This window comes from Chromatiaceae bacterium (assembly GCA_024235395.1).
Classification (GTDB): domain Bacteria; phylum Pseudomonadota; class Gammaproteobacteria; order Chromatiales; family Chromatiaceae; genus Thiosocius.
This window is the reverse complement of record JACKMK010000002.1, coordinates 549,208-571,280: the sequence shown is the minus strand read 5'-3', so window position 1 is coordinate 571,280 and position 22,073 is coordinate 549,208. Positions and strand designations below refer to the sequence as shown.

20 protein-coding genes are annotated in these 22,073 nt (G+C 64.8%); 9 read left to right on the top strand and 11 right to left on the bottom strand.

The features are described from left to right. Window positions 1-4: 4 nt before the first annotated feature. The 5 genes from aceE to H6955_10610 form a co-directional block, all read right to left on the bottom strand. Window positions 5-2,662, bottom strand: coding sequence for a pyruvate dehydrogenase (acetyl-transferring), homodimeric type (gene aceE, locus H6955_10630; GenBank protein MCP5314007.1), 2,658 nt, complete (start codon window positions 2,660-2,662; stop codon window positions 5-7). 355 nt (window positions 2,663-3,017) lie between these two features. Continuing rightward, window positions 3,018-4,010 carry a hypothetical protein gene (locus H6955_10625; protein ID MCP5314006.1) on the bottom strand — a complete coding sequence of 331 codons (993 nt, stop codon included), beginning with the start codon at window positions 4,008-4,010 and terminating at the stop codon, window positions 3,018-3,020. Between the two features lie 158 nt (window positions 4,011-4,168). Next, window positions 4,169-4,570: a sulfur globule protein CV1 gene (locus H6955_10620; protein MCP5314005.1), complete on the bottom strand. Its 402-nt coding sequence runs from the start codon at window positions 4,568-4,570 to the stop codon at window positions 4,169-4,171. A gap of 216 nt (window positions 4,571-4,786) precedes the next feature. After that, on the bottom strand, window positions 4,787-5,497 hold the full coding sequence (locus tag H6955_10615; protein ID MCP5314004.1) for a VacJ family lipoprotein: 711 nt from the start codon (window positions 5,495-5,497) through the stop codon (window positions 4,787-4,789). Between the two features lie 109 nt (window positions 5,498-5,606). Further along, window positions 5,607-6,491, bottom strand: coding sequence for a TraB/GumN family protein (locus tag H6955_10610; protein ID MCP5314003.1), 885 nt, complete (start codon window positions 6,489-6,491; stop codon window positions 5,607-5,609). A 44-nt stretch (window positions 6,492-6,535) separates the two neighbouring features. Here H6955_10610 and rnt point away from each other — a divergent pair, with 44 nt between their 5' ends. Then, window positions 6,536-7,162 (top strand): ribonuclease T, encoded by a 627-nt coding sequence (gene rnt / locus H6955_10605; GenBank protein ID MCP5314002.1) that lies wholly within the window; start codon window positions 6,536-6,538, stop codon window positions 7,160-7,162. Here the strand turns inward: rnt and H6955_10600 are convergent. From H6955_10600 to H6955_10585, 4 genes are all read right to left on the bottom strand, one after another. Next, complete coding sequence (locus H6955_10600; GenBank protein MCP5314001.1) at window positions 7,144-7,626, bottom strand: DUF4231 domain-containing protein; 483 nt, start codon at window positions 7,624-7,626, stop codon at window positions 7,144-7,146. The genes rnt and H6955_10600 overlap by 19 nt on opposite strands. Before the next feature lie 76 nt (window positions 7,627-7,702). Further along, a complete protein-coding gene (gene grxD / locus H6955_10595) occupies window positions 7,703-8,044 on the bottom strand; it encodes a Grx4 family monothiol glutaredoxin (protein MCP5314000.1) in 342 nt (113 codons plus the stop codon). A 114-nt stretch (window positions 8,045-8,158) separates the two neighbouring features. Continuing rightward, window positions 8,159-9,946 (bottom strand): N-acetylglutaminylglutamine amidotransferase, encoded by a 1,788-nt coding sequence (locus H6955_10590; GenBank protein ID MCP5313999.1) that lies wholly within the window; start codon window positions 9,944-9,946, stop codon window positions 8,159-8,161. Continuing rightward, window positions 9,927-11,474 carry a hydantoinase B/oxoprolinase family protein gene (locus H6955_10585; GenBank protein MCP5313998.1) on the bottom strand — a complete coding sequence of 516 codons (1,548 nt, stop codon included), beginning with the start codon at window positions 11,472-11,474 and terminating at the stop codon, window positions 9,927-9,929. Before H6955_10585 ends, H6955_10590 begins: the two co-directional genes overlap by 20 nt. 243 nt (window positions 11,475-11,717) lie before the next feature. Between H6955_10585 and H6955_10580 the strand changes: the two genes are divergently transcribed. From H6955_10580 to H6955_10560, 5 genes are all read left to right on the top strand, one after another. Then, entirely contained in the window at window positions 11,718-12,299 is a 582-nt protein-coding gene (locus H6955_10580) for a superoxide dismutase [Fe] (protein ID MCP5313997.1), read from the top strand. A gap of 466 nt (window positions 12,300-12,765) precedes the next feature. Then, entirely contained in the window at window positions 12,766-13,944 is a 1,179-nt protein-coding gene (locus H6955_10575; GenBank protein ID MCP5313996.1) for an acetylornithine transaminase, read from the top strand. A gap of 26 nt (window positions 13,945-13,970) precedes the next feature. Beyond that, the gene (argF, locus tag H6955_10570; GenBank protein MCP5313995.1) at window positions 13,971-14,885 is read left to right on the top strand and encodes an ornithine carbamoyltransferase; all 915 of its coding nucleotides are present in this window, start codon (window positions 13,971-13,973) and stop codon (window positions 14,883-14,885) included. A gap of 41 nt (window positions 14,886-14,926) precedes the next feature. Continuing rightward, window positions 14,927-15,973, top strand: a complete 1,047-nt coding sequence (locus tag H6955_10565; protein ID MCP5313994.1) for an ABC transporter ATP-binding protein — start codon at window positions 14,927-14,929, stop codon at window positions 15,971-15,973. Window positions 15,974-15,994: 21 nt separating this feature from the next. Continuing rightward, window positions 15,995-16,669, top strand: a complete 675-nt coding sequence (locus tag H6955_10560; protein MCP5313993.1) for a TIGR04211 family SH3 domain-containing protein — start codon at window positions 15,995-15,997, stop codon at window positions 16,667-16,669. 88 nt (window positions 16,670-16,757) lie between these two features. On the opposite strand, the gene ilvD is transcribed toward H6955_10560, so the two are convergent. Beyond that, window positions 16,758-18,611 (bottom strand): dihydroxy-acid dehydratase, encoded by a 1,854-nt coding sequence (gene ilvD / locus H6955_10555; protein ID MCP5313992.1) that lies wholly within the window; start codon window positions 18,609-18,611, stop codon window positions 16,758-16,760. Between the two features lie 163 nt (window positions 18,612-18,774). Here ilvD and H6955_10550 point away from each other — a divergent pair, with 163 nt between their 5' ends. The 3 genes from H6955_10550 to H6955_10540 all read left to right on the top strand — a co-directional run bounded on the left by H6955_10550 (window position 18,775) and on the right by H6955_10540 (window position 21,289). Then, window positions 18,775-19,365, top strand: coding sequence for a TetR/AcrR family transcriptional regulator (locus H6955_10550; GenBank protein MCP5313991.1), 591 nt, complete (start codon window positions 18,775-18,777; stop codon window positions 19,363-19,365). An 82-nt stretch (window positions 19,366-19,447) separates the two neighbouring features. Then, window positions 19,448-20,461, top strand: coding sequence for a zinc-binding alcohol dehydrogenase family protein (locus tag H6955_10545; protein MCP5313990.1), 1,014 nt, complete (start codon window positions 19,448-19,450; stop codon window positions 20,459-20,461). Window positions 20,462-20,620: 159 nt separating this feature from the next. Continuing rightward, the gene (locus H6955_10540; protein MCP5313989.1) at window positions 20,621-21,289 is read left to right on the top strand and encodes a LysE family translocator; all 669 of its coding nucleotides are present in this window, start codon (window positions 20,621-20,623) and stop codon (window positions 21,287-21,289) included. Between the two features lie 59 nt (window positions 21,290-21,348). Here the strand turns inward: H6955_10540 and H6955_10535 are convergent, their stop codons facing one another. Beyond that, the gene (locus tag H6955_10535) at window positions 21,349-22,047 is read right to left on the bottom strand and encodes a hypothetical protein (protein ID MCP5313988.1); all 699 of its coding nucleotides are present in this window, start codon (window positions 22,045-22,047) and stop codon (window positions 21,349-21,351) included. Between the last annotated feature and the right edge of the window lie 26 nt (window positions 22,048-22,073).

Here is a 22,073-nt window from a genome sequence, read left to right as displayed (position 1 = left end):
TCAGTCAGACAGTTGCGGGGTTGGGCTTGTCGGGATCGATCTTGTAGGCCTTGATCGCCTGTGCGACCAGGCTGGCATCGACCTCGCCGACGTCCGCCAGGGCCTTGAGTGCCGCCACCACCACGTAGTGGCGGTTGACCTCGAAGAACTTGCGCAGCTGGGCACGCATATCGGAACGACCGAAACCATCGGTGCCGAGGGCGATGAAATGCCGGTCGCCGAGGTACGGCAGGACCTGCTCGGGGAAGCTGCGCATGTAGTCGGTCGCCGCCACCGCCGGTCCCTTCTGCGCTTCGAGGGTCTTGGTCACGAACGGGACACGCGGCTTGTCCATCGGGTGCAGCAGGTTCCAACGCTCGACGTCCATGGCCTCGCGCCGCAGCTCGGTGAAGCTGGTCACGCTCCACACGTCGGCGGCGACATTCCACTCGTCCTCGAGCAGCGCAGCCGCGGCGATCACCTCGCGCAGGATGGTCCCGGAACCCATCAGCTGTACGCGCTTCTTCTTGCGCGATCCCTGGCGGTACAGATACATCCCCTTGATGATGCCGTCCTCGACACCCTCCGGCATCACGGGCTGGACGTAGTTTTCGTTCATCACGGTGACGTAGTAGAAGACGTTGTGCTGCTCCTCGTACATCTTCTTCATGCCGTCGTGCAGGATGACCGCCAGCTCATAGGCAAAGGTCGGGTCGTAGGCGCGGCAGTTCGGAATGAACGCGGCCTGCAGGTGGCTGTGACCGTCCTGATGCTGCAGGCCCTCGCCGGCCAGGGTCGTGCGTCCCGCGGTGCCGCCGAGCAGGAAACCCCGCGCCTGCATGTCGCCGGCCGCCCAGGCGAGGTCGCCGACGCGCTGGAAGCCGAACATCGAGTAGTAGATATAGAATGGGATCATCGTGACCCCGTTGTTGCTGTATGACGTCGCGGCGGCGATCCACGACGACATCGCGCCCGCCTCGTTGATGCCCTCCTGCAGGATCTGGCCCTTCTTGTCCTCGCGGTAGTACATCACCTGATCGGAATCGACCGGTTTGTACAGCTGCCCGACCGAGGAGTAGATGCCGAGCTGGCGGAACATGCCCTCCATGCCGAAGGTGCGTGCCTCGTCCGGCACGATCGGCACGACGAACTTGCCGACCCCCTTGTCGCGCGTCAGGCTGGTCAGGAAACGCACGAACGCCATCGTCGTGGACATCTCGCGGTCGCCGCTGCCCTCGAGCAGCGCCTTGAACGTGCCCAGCGGCGGAATCGTCAACGCGTTGCCCTTGGAACGCCGTGCCGGCATATAACCGCCAAGTGCAGCGCGGCGCGCGTGCAGGTATTCCATCTCGGGACTGTCGGCGGGTGGCTTGAAGTACGGGGCCGAGCTGATCTGATCGTCGGGGATCGGGATGTTGAAGCGGTCACGGAATGCGCGCAACGACTCCTCGCCCATCTTCTTCTGCGAATGCGTGATGTTCTGGCCCTCGCCCGCCTCGCCCATGCCGTAGCCTTTGACCGTCTTCGCCAGGATCACGGTCGGCTGGCCGGTATGGCTCATCGCCGCGGCGTAAGCGGCATGTACCTTGATCGGGTCGTGTCCGCCGCGGTTCAGGCGCCAGATGTCCTCGTCGGTCATGTTCGCGACCATCGCCGCGAGTTGCGGGTACTTGCCGAAGAAGTGCTCGCGCACATAGGCGCCGCCATGCGCCTTGTAGGCCTGGTAGTCGCCATCGACGCATTCCTCCATGCGCTTCAACAGCAGGCCATCCTTGTCACGTGCCAGCAGTGGGTCCCAATAACCGCCCCAGATCACCTTGATGACGTTCCAGCCGGCACCGCGGAACACGGCCTCGAGTTCCTGGATGATCTTGCCATTGCCACGTACCGGGCCATCGAGGCGCTGCAGGTTACAGTTGACGACGAACACCAGGTTGTCGAGACGCTCGCGGGCGGCCAGCGAGATCGCACCGAGCGATTCGGGTTCGTCCATCTCGCCGTCGCCCATGTAGGCCCAGACCTTGCGATCGCCGGCGTTCGCGAGACCGCGGTCGTGCAGGTAGCGCATGAAGCGCGCCTGGTAGATCGCCATCAGCGGTCCCAGCCCCATCGATACAGTCGGGAACTGCCAGAAATTGGGCATCAGCCAGGGATGCGGATAGGACGACAGACCGTGGCCGTCGACCTCCTGGCGGAAATTGTTCAGCTGTTCCTCGCTGATTCGCCCCTCGAGGTAGGCGCGCGCATAGACACCGGGCGCCGAGTGTCCCTGGATGAACACCAGGTCGCCCTCCTGGTTGTCGTTCGTGGCGCGGAAAAAATGGTTGTATCCGACATCGAACAGCGTGGCGCTGGACGCGAAACTGGCGATGTGTCCGCCCAGCTCGGTGGACTTGCGGTTCGCCTGCACAACCATCGCCATCGCGTTCCAGCGCACGAACGACCGGATCCGCCTTTCCATCGAGCGGTCCCCGGGAAAGGGCACCTGCTTGGTCAGCGGGATCGTGTTCAGGTAGGCGGTGTTCGCGCTGTAGGGCAGATAGGCCCCGGATCGGCGCGCCTTGTCGATCAGCTTTTCGAGCAGAAAGTGGGCGCGGTCCGGGCCCTCATTCTCGAGTACGCCGTCGAGCGCATCGAGCCATTCCTGGGTTTCCTGAGGATCGATATCCGGTTTCACTGCCATGGCGCTGGGTATCCAAGAAGGTGGGTGAAGGAACGGCGCACCGACGGCGTCGCGACGCGCGCAGAAAGGAAAGTAAAGCAGACCTCGGCACTTCGCGCTACAGCAGATTCTTGTTTTGTTTTTATTTCAATAGCTTAATGAATTTCATTATGAAGACGGTCGTCCTATTTGTTACCAAATGCCGCCCCGTTGCGGTGCGCCGTGACCGCCCCGCACCCCGATGCATCATCACGATGACGCAGCCGATTGGCTGGCAAGGATCCGCGATCATCTGGCTCTCCCCTGAAACCCAGGCAAAAAAAACGCCCGAGGCGGGGCCTCGGGCGTTGGTCGTGCGAGACGACGTGGACGCAGATTACATCTGCTTGCAGTTGCCCTGCATTTCTGCGCGGCGGGCATCCATCGCCTTCTTCATCTCATCGAGACGTGCCTGCATGGTCGCCTGACGCTCGGCATTCTGCGCCTGCATTGCGGCACGTGCATCTTCCGACTTCTGACGCATCTCCGGTGCCTTGGGGGCCTCGAACGAGACCGGGCGGACAGCCGGGCCAAAGCAGTTTCCGGCCGACGCCATTTTCGGCATCTCAGGCATCTGCGGAGCCTGCGGCTTCACGAACTCCGGTGCCTGCGGCATCTCGGGACGCTGCGGCATCGCCATTTCCATGTTCGGCATTTCCGGACGCTGCGGCATCGCGATGTCCATGGCCGGCATTTCCGGACGGGCCATATCGAACGCCGGCATTTCCGGACGCTGCGGCATGGCCATATCGAACTGCGGCATCTGCGGCGCGTTGAACTGCGGCATCTGCGGCGCTACGAAACGCGGAGCGGCAAACTGCGGAGCGACCATCTCGCCCTGCGGAGCCTGCGCGGCGTACTGCTCGGCCGCCTTGCGCTGGGCTTCCTGAGCCGCCTTGATCGCTTCAGCCTGCTGCTTCGCGAACTGCTCTGCGGCCTGACGCTGTGCCTCGACCGCCTTCGCCTGCTGCTCGGCCATCGCCTGCTGCTGCTCTTCGGTCATTGCCGGTGCCGCATAGGGCGCGCCCGCGCCATAGTAGGGTGCATAACCGCCCCAATAAGGTGCCGAGTAATTGTAACCGCGACCCCAGCCGTCACCGGCGCCGTAACCGTTGCCATAGCCGCGCATGTTGGTGCGGCCACGGCCCGAGAAATTCATGCTGAACGTACCCTCGCCAGCGGCATCACCGGCGCCGTCGAGTACGCCGTTGGTGTAGCCGTTGCCGGAGCCGTAACCGTTGTTGTACGAGTTGTCCCAACCGTTGCCCCACCAGGCAGAAGCGGATGCGGAGGCGGCAGCAATTGCGGCAGCCACTGCGATTTTCGTCATCGTGCTCATTTCGATCCCCAAGTAAAGATGTGCAAAAGAAAGCGTTCGGTTGGCCCACAACCCCAACCCGGGTATCACGCCGCGCAAGCAGGGCGATACCCGGGCTGCGTTACGCACGTCCCTGTGCGTCGACACGTCCGTGTCGAGCCGAAAGCCGATTAGTTGCTTTCTGCAGCCGGTGCGGCCGGTGCGGGTGCAGGCGGCGCAACCGGTGCATATCCGTAGGGGCCGTAACCGCCGCCGTACGGGCCATAGCCGCCCCAACCCGGGGCCTGGTAGTTGTAGCCGCGGCCCCAACCGTCGCCGTAGCCGTAGCCGTTACCGTAGCCGCGCATATTGGTGTTCGCGCGACCGGACATGTTCATGCTGAAGTCGCCTGCAGCAGCGCCATCACCCAGGAAGTCGCCAGTGGTGTTGCCCCAGCCGTTGCCACGACCGTAGCCGTTGTTGTAGTTGTTGTCCCAGTTGTTGCCACCCCAAGGACCACCGCCCCACCATGCCGATGCCGAAGCGGATGCAGCGATCAGTGCTGCAACTGCAGCGATCTTTGCGATTTTCATTTGATCAATCTCCTAAATGGAACTCAGAGTCGTATCTGTGTACTGCAGGGCTAGACGTCCCCCGTTCAACCCTGGTGCATAGTATTTTAGAGTTTGCTTATTTTGTCAATTAATATCTTAATGGATTCCCAATGAATGCACCGGGAAGTGGCACATTTACTTATTTTTACTATGGTTTTATGGGTACACCGCGCGGACGCCGGTGCCAGGCGGACTTTATTCCTGGGGGGGATTGCCGTCGTACACCAGGTCCTGGCGTCGCTGCAGGTAGGCGTCACGTATGAACGCATAGGGGTCGAGTGCGGCCTGTTCAATGACGCGACTGGCGTCCAACAGGTCCGCACGGGTATCGACGATATCCAGGCCACGGAGGCCCCAGCGGACATAGTCGTTGTCGACCAGGATCACCGGATCTGTGAACCAGTCGACCACGACCCCGATACCATCGCGGCCGGAACTGGGGCCGAAAAATGGCAGCACGATGTAGGGGCCTGAGCCCACGCCCCAGACACCGAGTGTCTGGCCAAAGTCCTCGTCGTAACGGGGCAGGTTCATGTTGCTGGCCACATCCAGCAGGCCAAGAATCCCGATCGTACTGTTGACCGCAACCCGGCCCACGTCGCTGAACGCACGCCCGATCTTGAATTGCAGCAGATTGTTAACTGCCGAGCGCACGTCTTCGAGGTTGTTGAAGAAATTCGTGACTCCGCGATCTACCGTGGCCGGCGTTATCGCCCGGTAGCCCCGTGCAAGGGGACGCATCACCGAGCGATCGATGGCGTCGTTGAACCGGTACATGTCACGGTTGTAGCGCTCGAAGGGATCACTCGGATCACGATCGTCAACGCTCGCACAGCCGCTGAGCACCACGATCGCGGCAACCGCAAAACCGCGGACAACCTTTGCCATCAAATCCCGCTTCTTCATCGTTATTATCCTTATGCGCTAATCAGGCTACCGCTCTCACGCCTGACCTGCGCATTATAGGCAGACGCGAAACCGCGTAAAACAGCACACCGCGGACCACCGTCGCAGATCAGCGATCCCAGCGCTCGACGCTGTACCCCATGTCCCTCAAACCGGCAACCAGACCGGCGTCGCCACCGAGGTGCAATGCACCCACCGCGATAAACAGGGAATGCCGGTCGAGCAGGTCACCCAGCCTCGTCAACATCCGCCGGTTGCGGTCTGCCAGCAGCGCCTTGTCAAACCAGGTCTGGAGTTCTTCCGGGACCTGCATCTGCTGCGCGTCTGCGACCTGATCGATCTGATCGAGGTCGCCGGAAAGATAGGCCGCGGTCAGTTGTTCGATCTGCTGCGCCTGCTGCGCCTGCTGTCCGACCATCTGGTCCAGCAACTCGACCTGTGCATCGGTCGACAGCCCGTCGAACACCGCGATCTGCTCAGCCGCCGATTCCAGGCCGAAAGCGAGGCGCTGGTGCTGCAGCGCGTACAGATAGATCTCGTTGTCCAGTACCTGACCGGTCTGCGCGACCGGCATGCCGAGAGTCACCGCGACGGCCCAGGGTTTCAGGCGGTCGAGCACCTCCGTCGGGATGCCGAGGTCGCGTACCGCGTCTTCGACCTGGGCAAAACGATGCACGCCTATGAGATCGCGCAGGCTCTGATCCGCGGGCAGCAATGTCGCGGCGCCCACGGCCAGCATCGTGACCGCATCTGGCAGGACCTCGATCGCAACCCCGTCCACCTGGTCGATGAGCGGGCGAAGACGTTCGAGCAGCGCAAGCACCCGGGGGTCATCGGTGTGCATGGTGCCGACCAGATAACTCGGCGGCCCGGCGTCATGCGTCACGACAAACACCGGTCCCTGGCCGGCGGTGCAGACCGCGGCCAGGGCCAACAGCACCAACGCCGCCAACCAGTGACGCAGGCAAACGCATTTCGCTATGGAGTCGTGCATTGGGTATCCTGCCGGGCGTGGAAACAAATACCTATAACAGCGCGATGAGTCGGCGCTTCCGCGGTTATCTCCCCGTCGTCGTCGACGTCGAAACCGCCGGATTCAATGCCGCCACCGACGCATTGCTGGAAATCGCCGCGGTGATCCTGCGCATCGACGATGCCGGCAATCTTCAACCCGAACCGCCGATCAGCTGCCACGTCGAACCCTTCCCGGGCGCCCATCTCGATCCCAAGGCGCTGGCGTTCAACGGTATCGATCCAGACCACCCGTTTCGCGCCGCACTGTCCGAGCGCCAGGCCCTCGACCATGTCTTTCAGCCGATCCGTCAGGCCGTCAAGCAGAGTGGCTGCAAGCGCGCGATACTGGTCGGCCACAATGCATTCTTCGACCTCGGATTCATCAATGCCGCGGTCGAGCGCACCGCCTACAAACGCAACCCTTTCCACCCCTTCAGCACCTTCGATACCGTGACGCTCGCCGGTGTGGCGTTCGGCCAGACGGTGTTGGCGCGCTCGGTGATAGCGGCCGGCATCGACTGGAACGCCAACGAAGCCCACAGCGCCATCTACGATACCGAGAAAACCGCGGAACTGTTCTGCCATATCGTCAATCGTTGGCACTCCCTTAGCGCGGAGCGCCCCTGGGAGGATCAGACAGTCCCCGATTGATCGGGGCCGGGCGGGGGGTTCTCCACGTTGCGCAGCGTCGCCGCCCATTGCTCGCCCTCGCGGGCCAAAAGCAACTCGACGTGCACCGCCAGCTGCCGCAGCGCCTGCCCGTCGGACTGGCCTTCGTAGCGTCCGGCCCGGGCCAGGTAGAGATACTTTTCGTGACGCAGGCTCTCGCAGCTCGAACGATAGCGCAGCCAGTGCTCGTGGTGCTGATTGACGTGCAGCAGACCCTCGACGATCACGACGACGACGCCCAGGGCGCCAGCCACGAACGCATAACCGTCGATACTGGTGACCAAGGGCACCAGTGCAGCGGCACCAATCGATACGACCTTCAGGCGACGGTAGCGGCGTTGTTGCTCGCTGCTCTTGCGGTCCAGCCAGGCGATCTGGTCGTCGAGGCGCGCATAACCCGACAAGGCTTCTCCCGGCGGTCCGTCAGGTCGCGCCCCGTCAGTCATCGATCAGTCGCCCGCACGCACGCGCCCGCCGGATTGTCGCGACAACGCCGGGGCGGCCACCTGGCGGAGCACGGGTTCAGCCCTCGGAGGTCTCCTGGGGCCAGCTCTTCGCCGCCTCGGCCACCGCCTTCTGCAGGTCCCCGCTGGCGTGCATCTCGAGCGTGATATCGCAACCGCCGATCAGCTCACCGTTGATGTAGACCTGCGGGAACGTCGGCCAGTCGGCGAAACGCGGCAGGTTTTCGAAGATCTCGGGATCGGCGAGCACGTTCACATAGGCAAACTTCTCACCGCAATCCTGCAACGCCGCGGCGGCGCGCGACGAAAAGCCGCACTGAGGGAACTGCGGGGTCCCTTTCATGTAGATGATGATCGGATTGTTCTCGACCTGTTCGCGAATTCTGTCCATCACGTCCATCACGGCACCTCGACGTTGGCTTCGACCACCCACCAGATGGGGGCGGTCGCTGTGAAAATCAACGCCGCTGAGTGTACCAGCCCGCGACGCCGAGAACCCACGACACCAGTCGGGCTATGCGGCGGCCACGCACCGGTCGACGTGGCGCTGCATCCAGTACTCGAACAGCGCGATCTGCCAGAGTTTGTTGCCCATGATCCGGGTGTGGTGCATCGCCGGTGCCGCCAGCAGTCGATCGATGTAGCGGCGTTCGAACAGGCCGCGCTCACGGCAGGCGCGCGAATCGAGCACGCTGCGCACGAAATCGAGCAGATCGCCGCGCAGGTACTTGATCGCCGGCACCGGGAAATAGCCTTTCGGCCGGTCGATCACCGCGTCCGGCACCCGGCCGCGCGCGATCCGCTTGAGCAGGTGCTTGCCGCCCGACGCCAGCTTCAGTGACGGCGGGCAGCGCGCCGCCAGCTCGACCACCCGCTGATCCAGAAAGGGCACCCGCGCCTCCAGGCCCCAGGCCATGGTCATGTTGTCGATCCGCTTGACCGGATCGTCGACCACCAGTGTGGTCACATCGAGCTTCAGCACGGCGTCGATGAAGGTCTCGCTGAGTGCGTCGTCGAGCCGTGCCTCGACCAACGCGGCCGTGGGGTCGCCGACATCGAAGGCCGATGTCGTCATGCTCAGGAACTCCGCTTGTTCGCGGTCGAAATAGTGGCGGCCGAAGCGTGTCAGGCGCGACCCGGAGCGGTCATCGCGCATCCGCGCGTACCAGGCATAACCGGCGAACACCTCGTCGGCGCCCTGTCCGCACTGGACCACCTTCAGAGATTCGGCGACGCGCTCCGCCAACAGGAAAAAGGCCACCGCGTCGTGGCCGAACATCGGCTCGGCCATGGCGTCCACCGCCTGCGGCAGGCGCACCAGCAGCTGGTCGTCGGGCACCACCACGCGTCGATGCAATGTCCGGTAGCGCGCAGCGACCAGATCGGAGAATTCGAACTCGTCGCCCTTCTCCTCGGGCTGATCGGCAAAACCGATTGCGAAGGTCTGCAGATCGGCGACGCCCGCCTCGGCCAGCAGCGCGACCAGCAGACTGGAATCCAGACCGCCTGACAGTAGCACGCCGACCGGTACGTCGCTGACCCTGTGGCGTGACACCACCGCATCACGCAGCGCCGCGTGCATCGCGTCGGCCCACGCCTGCTCGTCGCGTTCCACGGCCTCGCGCCGCGCATCGAGTTGCCAATACCGACGCAGGATGTGCCTCCCGTCGCGCTCCAGCACCAGGCAGTGCGCGGGCGGCAGTTTGCGGACCCCGCGCAACACGGTCGCCGGCGCCGGGACGACGCCGTGCAGGGTGAACTGGTGGTGCAATGCGACCGGGTCGATCCGCGTATCGATGCCACCGGCGGCGAGCAGCGCGTCCAGGTTCGAGGCAAACCGGAACGAGCGCCCGTCGGCCGCGTAGTAGAAAGGCTTGATGCCCATCCGGTCGCGCGCGCACAGGAGGCGCTGCGCATTGCCGTCCCAGATCGCGAACGCGAACTCGCCGTGCAGGTGCTCCACACAGCGGTCGCCCCACGCCCGGTAGGCCTTGAGGATCACCTCGCTGTCGCCTTCGCTGACGAAGCGATGGCCTAGCGCCTGCAACCGTCCACGCAATTCGCGGAAGTTGTAGAGGGTCCCGTTGAAAACCAGTACCAGGTCGCCATCGACCATCGGCTGGTGGGCACGCGCTGACGGATCGATCACCGCGAGCCGCCGGTGGCCAAGGACCAGCGAATCACCGCGGTGGATGCCCTGGCCGTCGGGCCCACGGCGGGCGACGGCCGCCAGCATCCGTTCGATCAGGCCAGGGGCGCTTGGCGAGCCGTCGAGTCGCCGTTCACCGCAGATCCCGCACATCGCCCCACCCACCGCCGCCGGGGGTCTCGATCCGCAGCAGGTCGCCGGCCTGCGCGTGCCCGTGGTACTTGCCAGGCAAGGGTCGGTCGTTGAGCAGATTCAGCCCCGCCGCGCCATCCTCACCGCCGGCGATGCCCCAGGGGGCCCGCGCACGGCGCTCGGTCAACAACGTGAACTCGGTCGCGGCCAGAAACCGGTACTCGCGCACCAGGCCGTCACCCCCCCGGCGCACACCGTCTCCACCCGATCCACGGCGCAACCCATAATGTTCGATGCGCAGCGGAAAGCGTGTCTCGAGCACCTCGACCGGGGTGTTGAGGGTATTGGTCATGTGCGTGTGCAGGCCACCGAGACCCCCACCCTGCGCGCCCGCGCCCATTCCGCCACCGATGGTCTCGTAGTAGTCCCAGGACTGACCGGCTGTCGACGAACCCATCGCCAGATTGTTCATCGTGCCCTGGCTCGCGGCCGGGATCAGTTCCGGGACCGCCGCTGCGAGCGCGCCGAGTACGACGTCGACCACGCGGGTACTGGTCTCGACGTTGCCGGCCGCGACCGCGGCCGGTCGAAGCGCGTTCAGCAGGCAACCCGAAGGGGCCCGCAGCATGATCGGCGCAAAGGTGCCGGCACAGGCCGGGGTCTGCGGCGGCATCAGGCAACGGAACACGTAGTACACCGCCGCCGCGGCCACCGCCAGCGGACAGTTGACGTTGCCGCGCACCTGCGCGGCGGTCCCGGTGAAATCCGCGAGCACGCCCTGCGCCGACACCGTAAGACACAGCTTGATCGGTATATCGGTCTGACCCTGGCCGTCATCGTCGAGGTAGTCGGTGAACCGATACGCGCCGTGCGGCAGCACCGACAGCGCCTCGCGTGCAAGGCGCTCGGCATACCCGTTGAGTTCGACGAGCCCAGCGGCGAACGCACCACTGCCATACCCTTCGACCAGGGCGCCGAGGCGTGCCAGCCCGGCACGATTGGCGGCCAGCTGGGCGGCGAAGTCCCCCGCCGACTCGGCAGGGTTGCGCGCCGCCCCGGTGACACGTCGAAGCACCGTCGGGTCAACCTGCCCGTCGCGCACCAGATGTACCGGTTCGATGATCATCCCCTCGTCTTCGAGTCGCACCGAGACGGGCATGGACCCGGGTGATGTCGCGCCGATATCCGCGTGGTGTGCACGGTTGACAACGAAGGCCTGCAGGCCGCCGTCGACGAACAGGGGCGCGATCACCGTGACATCCGGCAGGTGAGTACCGCCGAGGAAAGGATCGTTGAGGATCACCTGATCGCCGGGTCGCCAGGTGATCCCGGCGACGATGTCGCGCATCGCGAACGCCATGCTGCCCAGATGCACCGGGATGTGCGCCGCCTGCGCACACAGGCCGCCAGCCGCATCAAACACCGCGCAGGAGAAATCCAGACGGTCGCGAATGTTCGGCGAGAACGCGGTGTTGCGCAGGACCAATCCCATTTCCTCGCAGACCGCGTCGAGGCGGCTGGCGAAGATATTCAACATCGCGGGGGTCATCGCGGAAGCATCACTCGTACGGTTCCAGGAGGGCGCAGCTTATGGTCTCCAGGGTCATGCGGCCAGCCGGAACAGGTGCACGGACGCCCCTTGGAGGGGCCGCCGCGGGTTGGGACGGCCACTGGGAAACGCCCTTCCCCGGTTCGAACACGGTTGAAAGCGTCACGACCCAGTCCCTAGAATCCGGTTCGCCAACAAGCTGGAACCAATCCCGCACACGCAGACGACCAAGGAGTAATTCAGATGGCGCACCAACTTCCCGCCCTGCCCTACGCGATGAACGCCCTCGAGCCTGTGATCTCGCAGGAGACCCTGGAATATCACTACGGCAAACACCACAACGCCTATGTGACCAACCTCAACAACCTGATTCCCGGGACAGAATTCGAGAATATGAGCCTCGAGGACATCATCATGAAGTCGTCAGGTGGCGTGTTCAACAATGCCGCCCAGGTGTGGAACCACACGTTCTACTGGAACTGCCTCGGCCCGAACGGCGGCGGTCAGCCGAGCGGCGCGCTCGCCGATGCGATCAACCAGACTTTTGGTTCGTTTGACGCGTTCAAGGAGGCATTCACCAAATCGGCGACCACCAATTTCGGTTCCGGCTGGACCTGGCTGGTCAAGAACAGCGATGGTGGCGTAGAGATCGTCAATACCTCGAACGCCGGCACCCCGATGACCGACGGCAAGACCGCGCTGCTGACAGTCGACGTCTGGGAACACGCCTACTACGTGGACTATCGCAATGCTCGCCCGAAGTACCTCGAGGAGATCTGGAAGATCATCAACTGGGAGTTCGTCGCGCAGCAATTCGCCGGCTGATCCATTGAATCCCGGGGCGGCCGGTAACCGGCGGCCCCGGCCAAAAGGCCCCTGAGATCGCACGATCCCGGGGCCTTGTTCGCAGGTCATTCAGACCATCATCCGCCCCGCCGGCGCTGTCGACCTTCGATACCCGGGTCGCCGGGGCGCACTCGGCGCTGGCGCTACGGAATGCCGCCGGATCGGTCCACACCGCGCCGAGCGCTCGGTCGAATGACACCGCCGGCAGCATGCCTTTGCTCACCGATGCTGTATCGGTCGCGCTGGTTTTCCCGTTCCTGGCCGGCGCTTGTCACGACTCGGAACAGTTGTTAATGTGCCGCCTTTGCTGCGCCCGGGGGGCGCAAACGGCGGAGGTGGTCCCCGGTGCCGGGGCTGCCTTTTTGTTTTTGGAGAAGCGCGGTGGCCGACGGCCTGGTGCCCGGCGTGATCTCGCGCCTTTGCCCAAAGGCGGGCCTGACTTCCGATGAGCCATTCCCTGATGAACACCTACAAGCGTCTGCCGGTGACCTTCACCCGCGGCGAAGGTGCGTTGCTGTGGGACGACCAGGGCAGGCAGTACCTGGATGCGCTCAGCGGCATCGCCGTCAGCAACCTCGGACACGCCCATCCCGCGGTCACCGCCGCGATCTGCGAACAGGCCGGCCGGCTGGTGCACACCTCGAACCTCTACGGCATTGCTGCGCAGGAGGCGCTCGGCGACGTGTTGACCCGCATGGCCGGGATGGATCGCGCCTTTTTCGGCAACTCGGGCGCGGAGGCCAACGAAGCGGCGATCAAGCTCGCCCGCCTGTACGGTCACAAGAAGGGCATCAAACCCGCGTCGATCGTGGTCATGGAGAACAGCTTCCACGGCCGCACGCTGGCGACGTTGAGCGCGACCGGCAACCGCAAGGTCCAGGCGGGATTCGAACCGCTGGTGCAGGGATTCGTGCGCGTTCCTTACGGCGACATCACGGCGCTGCGGGTGGTCGCCGAGAATCAAGCCGACGTCGTGGCGGTGCTGGTCGAACCCATACAGGGTGAAGGCGGGATCAACCTGCCACCTGCCGACTACCTGCCCGCCGTGCGCGAGCTGTGCGACCAGCGCGGCTGGTTGATGATCCTCGACGAGATCCAGACCGGCATGGGCCGTTCGGGCAAGCCGTTCGCCTACCAGCATTACGGGTTCAAGCCGGATGTCATGACCGTGGCCAAGGCCCTCGGCAATGGCGTACCCATCGGGGCCTGCCTGGCGCGTGGCGCTGCCGCGGAACTGTTCGGGCCCGGAAATCACGGCTCGACATTTGGCGGCAACCCACTCGCCTGTGCCGCCGCGCTCAGCGTCTGCGAAACGATCGGCGAACAACGTCTTTGGGAACGCGCCGGGCTGCTTGGCGAACGGATTCGCGACGGCCTGAAATCCGCATTCGCCGGCCTGCCCGGCGTACGCGAAGTGCGCGGCATCGGGCTGCTCATCGGCATACAGCTCGACCGGCCCTGCGGCGAACTCGTCGGCGCGGCGCTGCAACACGGCCTGCTGATCAACGTCACTGCCGATTCGGTGATCCGCCTGCTTCCACCCCTGGTGTTGTCCGAGCAACAGGCCGACCGCCTGGTCGCCGAACTCGGCGACCTGGTGCGAGATTTCCTCTCCCGATCCTGATCCCCGCGCACACGCGAGGTCACTGCATGCACGATTCCCAAATGCCCCGTCATTTCCTCACCCTTTTGGATCTCAGCAGCGAAGAGCTGCGCGGCATCGTCCGGCGCGCGGGCGAGTTGAAGGCCATGCACCGCGCCGGCGAATTGCACACGCCATTGCGCGGCAAGGTGCTGGCGATGATCTTCGAGAAGAGTTCCACACGTACCCGTGTGTCATTCGAGGCCGGGATGACTCAGCTCGGCGGTGCGGCGATGTTTCTCTCGCCGCGTGACACCCAGCTGGGACGCGGCGAACCGATAGAGGACACCGCGCGCGTGCTGTCGCGCATGGTCGACTGCGTGATGATCCGCACCTTCGACCACAGCACCGTCGAGACATTTGCGGCGAATTCACGGGTGCCGGTGATCAATGGCCTTACGGATCTGTGTCACCCCTGTCAGCTGCTGGCCGACATGCAGACCTATATCGAACACCGCGGCGACATCGCCGGCAAGACGGTGGCCTGGATCGGCGATGGCAACAATATGTGCAACTCGTACATCGGCGCCGCGCGTCAATTCGGCTTCAAGCTGCGCATCGCCTGTCCCGAAGGCTTCGATCCCGACCCCGAGGTATTGGAATGCACCCCCGGGCAGTGCGAGATCGTGCGCGATCCGCGCGCCGCCGTCGATGGTGCCGACCTGGTCGTCACCGATACCTGGATCAGCATGGGCCAGGAAGAAGAGAAGGCACGCCGCGAGAAGGCCTTTACCGGTTACATGGTCGATCGTGCACTGCTCGACCGGGCCGCCCCCGATGCGGTGTTCCTCCACTGCCTGCCGGCCTATCGCGGCAAGGAGGTCACGGCCGAGGTGCTCGACGCACCCGACAGCCTGGTCTGGGAGGAGGCGGAGAACCGCATGCATGCGCAGAAGGCCCTGCTGGAGCTTTTGCTCGGATGAACGGCGCACATTCGCCCGATTCAGCGCGCGCCCACTGAACGATGCCGCTACTCAAGGTCGAACAGATCAGTGCCGGTTACGGCAGCGAGATCGTGATCGAGTCGTTGTCGTTTCGCGTGAACCGCGGCGAGATCGTCAGCCTGTTGGGGCCGAGCGGATGCGGCAAGACGACTGCGTTGCGCGCGATAGCGGGCTTCGAGCCGGTGATCGCCGGAGAGATCCTGATCGAGCAGCGCAAGGTTTCCGCGCCCGGCATGACGGTGCCGCCCGAGCAGCGTTCGATCGGCATGGTGTTTCAGGACTATGCGCTGTTCCCACACCTCACGGTATCCGACAACATCGCGTTTGGCCTGCGCAAAAAAGCAGCCGTCGACCGACGGGTGCAGGTCGAGCATCTGCTGGATGCGACCGGCCTGAACGGCATGGGTGACCGCTATCCGCACGAGTTGTCCGGAGGCCAGCAACAGCGCGTCGCCCTGGCCCGCGCCCTCGCGCCGCGCCCAACGCTGCTGTTGATGGACGAACCCTTCTCCAACCTCGACGTCGAACTGCGCGAGCGGCTGAGCGTGGATGTGCGCGACCTCCTGAAATCGGAAGGCATCAGTGGCGTACTGGTCACCCATGACCAGCACGAGGCGTTCGCGGTCTCGGACAAGGTCGGCGTGATGCGGGACGGCGGCCTGCTGCAATGGGACACGCCGTACAATCTGTACCACGAACCCAGCGACCGGTTCGTCGCCGACTTCATCGGCCAGGGGCGTTTCATTGCCGGCATCGTGCGCTCGCCCGAAGCGTTCGATACCGAGGTCGGAATCCTGCGCGCGAATCGTCCCTGCACACAGACGGTCGGCGCCCGCGTGGAGATACTCATCCGCCCCGACGACATAGTGCCGGACGAGCAGGGCGAGATCCGCGCAGTGATCAAGGACAAGGCCTTCAAGGGTGCCGAAATCCTCTACACACTGGAATTACCGACGGGAACGCGCCTACTATCGCTGTTCCCGAGTCATTACGATCATCACCTCGGGGATACGGTACGGGTCCGGATGGATGCCGAGCATCTGATCTGCTTTCCCGGCAGCGACTGATCCAACAAACAGCAGTACGGAATCGAACCAGTGAAGAAAATCGTTACGCTTGCCCTCATTCTCTGCAGCGCCAGCGTCGCCGCCAAGACCGCCTACGTGACCGATCAGCTCGACATCACGCTGCGCACCGGCGAAACCACCAGTCACCGGATCCTGCGCATGCTGCCGACCGGCGAACGCCTGGAGGTTCTGGGCACCAATCCGCAGAGCGGCTATACCAAGGTGCGTACCTCGAACGGTGCGGAGGGCTATGTGCTGACCCGCCAGCTGGTCGACCAACCGGTCGCACGCGATCGCCTCGCCGAGGCCGAGGCCGAGGTCGCGTCGCTGAAAGCGGCGCCGGGCGAACTGAGCTCCCGGTTGGCCAACCTGACCGAGCAACATCGCACGCTGCAGAAGAACTTCGAGGAACTGAAGCAGAACAAGACCCAGGTCGACCAGGAATACGCCGCGCTGCAGCGCACCTCGACCAACGCCGTACGCATCGCCAACGAACGCAACGAACTGCGCAAGCAGGTCGCCGAACTGACGCGCGAGGTGGAAGAGGTCAAGCAACAGAACCGCGAACTCGAGAACAAGACCGCGCAGAACTGGTTCCTGATCGGTGCCGGGGTCGTCGTGGGCGGCATCGTGCTCGGGCTGATACTGCCGCACCTGCGCGTACGCCGCCGCAAGAGCTCCTGGGGGTCGCTGTAGTTCCTGTCCCGCGCGGACGCGCGGCTGCCTGCCGTGACGGGCGTGCCGTGGCGGCCTGCCGGGGCGAGCCCGCGCCCCGCCCCCTGACCTAGCGCTCGAGCTGCGACAGGTCGCGGACCGCTCCGCGCGCCGCAGACGTGGTCAGCGCCGCATAGGCGCGCAATGCCTGTGACACGACGCGCTGCCGGTTGACCGGTTGCCAGGCCTGTTCGTCACGTGCCTTCATCGCCAGGCGACGCTCGACCAGCGTCGCATCACTGACCGCCACCCGGATCGTACGGTTCGGGATATCGATCTCGATCGTGTCACCCTCCTCGACCAGACCGATATTGCCGCCCTCTGCAGCCTCCGGCGAGCAGTGGCCGATCGACAGACCCGAGGTGCCACCGGAGAAGCGTCCATCGGTGATCAGCGCGCAGGCCTTGCCCAGGCCCTTCGATTTCAGGTAACTCGTGGGATACAGCATCTCCTGCATACCCGGTCCGCCTTTCGGTCCCTCGTAGCGGATCAGCACCACGTCACCGGCCTGGATCCGGTCGCCGAGGATCGCCTCGACTGCGGCATCCTGGCTCTCGAAGATCCGTGCCGGACCGGAAAACACGAGGATCGATGCGTCGACACCGGCCGTCTTGACGATGCACCCCTGCTCGGCGAGGTTGCCGTACAACACCGCGAGCCCCCCGTCCTTCGAATACGCATGCTCGATGTCGCGGATACAACCTGCGGCGCGGTCGAGATCCAGTTCCGGCCATTGGCTGTCCTGGCTGAACGCAACCTGCGTCGGGATACCGCCGGGACCGGCCAGGTAGCGCAGTCGGGCCTGCTCCTCTTCACCACGGATCACGTCCCATTGGGCGAGCGCGTCGCCCATGGTCGCACTGTGCACCGTCGCACAGTCGCAATGGATCAGGCCGCCGCGGTCGAGCTCGGCGAGGATGCCGATCACGCCGCCTGCACGGTGTACGTCTTCCATGTGGTACTGCTGGGTCGCGGGCGCGACCTTGCACAGGTTCGGCACCTTGCGGCTCATCCGGTCGATGTCCGCCATCGTGAAGTTCACCGCCCCTTCGTGTGCAGCGGCGAGCAGATGCAACACCGTGTTGGTCGAACCGCCCATCGCAATGTCCAGCGCGATGGCGTTCTCGAATGCCTCGAAGGTCGCAATGCTGCGCGGCAGCACACGGACATCGTCCTGCTCGTAGTAACGGCGCGCCAGCTCGACGATCAGCCGCCCCGCCTCGAGGAACAGATTCTTGCGTTCAGCATGGGTCGCCAGCAAGGACCCGTTGCCCGGCAGCGACAGCCCCAACGCCTCGGTCAGGCAGTTCATCGAGTTCGCGGTGAACATCCCGGAACAGGAACCACAGGTTGGACACGCGGAGCGCTCGATCGCCGCGACGTCCTCGTCGGTCTCGTGCGGGTCGGCCGCTGACACCATGGCATCGACCAGGTCCAGCTTGACGTTGCCCTTGGTCGCCAGGCTGACCTTGCCGGCCTCCATCGGACCGCCGGACACGAACACGGTCGGGATGTTCAGGCGCAGCGCGGCGTTGAGCATTCCCGGGGTGATCTTGTCGCAGTTGGAGATGCACACCAGTGCGTCCGCACAATGCGCATTCACCATGTACTCGACACTGTCGGCGATCAGGTCACGTGACGGCAGGGAGTACAGCATGCCGCCGTGACCCATCGCGATCCCATCATCGACCGCGATCGTGTTGAATTCCTTGGCCACGCCGCCGGCCCGCTCGATCTCGCGCGCGACCAGCTGGCCCAGGTCCTTCAGGTGCACATGACCGGGCACGAACTGGGTGAACGAATTGGCGATCGCGATGATCGGCTTGTCGAAATCCCCGTCCTTCATTCCGGTGGCGCGCCACAGCGCGCGTGCGCCGGCCATGTTGCGGCCGTGGGTGGTGGTGCGTGAGCGGTACTGGGGCATGCAAATCTCCGCGGTCGGATCGGGCGACAAAAAAAGAATTATGCGGCCAAGCCGGACGCGAGGAAACCGGCGCGTCAGCCAATTTGGTACGTCCGTCTGCCGGACGTCTATACTGGAATACGCAGTTCAATCATTCGTACGTCCGTCTTATTCAGGTACCGGTATGCCGAAAAAGAGCGAACGCACCCGCCAGCGTATCGTCGAGGCCGCGAACCGGCTCTTCTATCACAAGGGCTATAACCAGACCTCGTTCAGCGATGTCGTCGATGCCGCCGGTGTGCCACGCGGCAACATCTACTACTACTTCAAGACCAAGGACGAGATCCTGGAATCGGCGATCCGCTACCGCACCGAACGCATCGCGCAGATGCTCGAGGGCTGGAACGGCAGTTATCGCACCCCGATCGAGCGGCTGCATCGCTTCATCGAGATCCTCAGCAACAGCGCCGATGCGATCATGCGTTACGGCTGCCCGATGGGTACGCTGAACACCGAGCTGGGCAAGGGACAGGGCGAACTCCAGGAGCAGGCAGAAAACCTGTTCAAGGTGTTCGAGAGCTGGCTGTCCGACCAGTTCGCCGAGCTCGGCTATGCCGGCCGGGCACGCGAACTCGCGCTGCGCCTGATGGCGCATGGACAGGGCATCAGCGTGATGGCCCATGTGCACAACGATCCGGGTTTTCTGCGCCGCGAAAAGGAGCATTTGGGCCGGTGGCTCGACCAGCTGGCCGAGGGGGACGACGAATGCGCGTGAGGATCGACGCACGCGGCCGGACGATGGCCGCAGCCGCCCGCTACCCGGAGGCGTCAACCCGCGTGAAAAGGAGGCCACTGCATTGAAGGCCGTCGGCTATACCGCATCGCTGCCGATCGAAGATCCGCAGTCGCTGCTCGACCTGGAGCTGCCCGACCCCGAACCCACCGGACGCGATCTGCTGGTCCAGGTCGCCGCGGTGTCGGTCAATCCGGTCGACACCAAGATGCGCATGCGCAGCACGCCACCGCCCGGCGAGTCCGCGGTGCTCGGCTGGGACGCCACCGGCACGGTGGTCGCGTGCGGCCCGGAGGCCACCCTTTTCCAACCCGGCGACGCGGTCTGGTACGCCGGGTCGATCGCCCGCCCCGGAACCGACGCGGAACTGCACCTGGTCGACGAACGCATCGTCGGCAGCAAGCCCCGGACGCTGGATTTCGTTCACGCGGCGGCACTCCCGCTGACCAGTATCACCGCATGGGAACTGTTGTTCGATCGCCTCGGCGTGGCGGCAGGCAAGCGGCACAGTGGCGACAGCCTGTTGATCATCGGCGCCGCCGGGGGAGTCGGATCCATCCTGACCCAGCTGGCGGCCCGCCTCACCGGGCTGCAGGTGATCGGCACCGCGTCACGCCCGGAGACCCGCGACTGGGTGCAGTCGCTCGGCGCGCACGCGGTGATCGATCACGGCAAACCGCTCTCGGAAGAACTCGCGCGTATCGGCACACCGCAGGTGAGCCACGTCGCCAGCCTGACCAGGACCGACCTGCACTACAGCGAGATCGTCAAGTCGCTGGCACCGCAGGGGCGACTCGCGCTGATCGACGACCCGGGACCGCTGGATGTCCGCCTGCTCAAACAGAAGAGCCTGTCGCTGCATTGGGAGCTGATGTTCACCCGTTCGCTATTCACCACGCCGGACATGATCGCGCAGCACCGCCTGCTGTCCGAGGTCGCGGAACTGGTGGATGCCGGCGTGCTGCGCAGCACGCTGGGGGAACACTATGGAACCATCAACGCCACCAACCTCCGCCGCGCGCATGCGACAATTGAAAGTGGGCGTGCCTGCGGCAAGATCGTCCTCGAAGGGTTCTGAACCGACGCCACAGGGATCTGGTAAAGACCGCCGCTGGTGGGTTGCCCAGTGATTGCCCTTTGCCGGCGACACTCGCCTTGACTCGCTCTCGTACGGCGGCGCTGAGCGTTACACGATTATCCGCTCGGCCCACTGTGCCGGAGACCTGGAGAGATGACGATGATTGGACTGCCGGATTCAGCGACCCTGTTGGGCGCGTTCGTCGTCGCGAGCCTGGTACTCGCCGTGAGTCCGGGACCCGGTGTGTTGTACATCGTGACCCGCAGCCTCGCCCAGGGTCGCCGGGCGGGACTGCTGTCGGTGGCCGGGGTTGCCGCGGGCAATCTCTGCAATGCGCTGGCGGCGGCGTTCGGCCTCGCCGCGCTGTTCGCGGTGTCGTCGACGGCCTTCGCGATCGTCAAGTACGCGGGTGCCGCCTACCTGGTCGTCCTCGGCGTCAAGGCGCTGCTCGCCGGTTCGCGACCGGCCGGCCCACTGGAGGCCGCCACCCTCCCGCGACGACGGTCGCTGCTACGCGACGGTTTCCTGGTGGCGTTGCTGAACCCGAAGACAACGCTGTTCTTCGCCGCCTTTCTGCCGCAGTTCATGGATGCCAGTGCCCCGCCGATGCTGCAGGGCGCCGCACTCGGTGCCTTGTTTGTCGCGATCGCCGCATGCACCGACTCGGCTTACGCGCTCGCCGCCGGCACCCTGGGCGCACGTATCGGTCGATCGGCACCGCTGCGCCGGTATGGCCGCTACTTGAGCGGCGCGACCCTGATCGGCCTCGGGCTGGTCGCCGCGTTGGGCGGTTCTCGTGGCACCGCGCCGGCCGCGAGCACCCGCTGAACGACCTGCCGGCCACGGCGTCAGACGCGGCAACGACAACCGCCGCCGTTGCCGCGCGATCACGTAGGCAACCAGGCGAGCTGCCGATAACCGCCGTCGCGCAGACGGACTGCCTCGCGCAGCAGCTCGCGCCACTGCGGATCGATCGCCGCCAGCCGTGACGGACCGTCACCCGCCGCGTCGGCGTCCAGCAGGCGCAACATCCGCTTGAGCGAATCGCGTAGTGTCGCGATCGAGCGTGGGTGGACCGTGCCATTGCGCTGACGCTCGCGCTGCAGGCCCTGCAACGCCCGTTTCGCACGTTCGATCTGGTCGCGTAGCGGCAGCGCGAGGTCGAATCCGAACGCCACGCGCGCGGGGTCGTCACCGAGCCAGTCGGTGTCCTCGATGCGAACCCTCTTCACCGCTTCATCGAGCGGACGCCACACCAGGCGTTCGCCGCCGACCGGATCCTCGTCGGCGGGATCCGGGGGGAACTTGTAAAAGCCCCAGCGCGCGCCCAACGCACATTCGATCAGCACCTTGTCCTGGTCCACGCGACAGTCGGCCTCTGCACAGTCGGCGGCCGCCACCCAGGCGCGCGGATCGCGTTTCCAGGCACAGAAATCGCGATCCGGCGGTCGTCCATAGTCCGCTTCGAGTGCCCGCCAGACACCGTCGAACTGCCGCCATTCCTCCTGGTAGACCGGGTTGCGACGCAGGAACTCCCAGGCCCAACGGGCCGCATCCAGACGGTCTGCAAACGCGTACCCGGACACGTCATTGCGATCGCGAATCACCATGC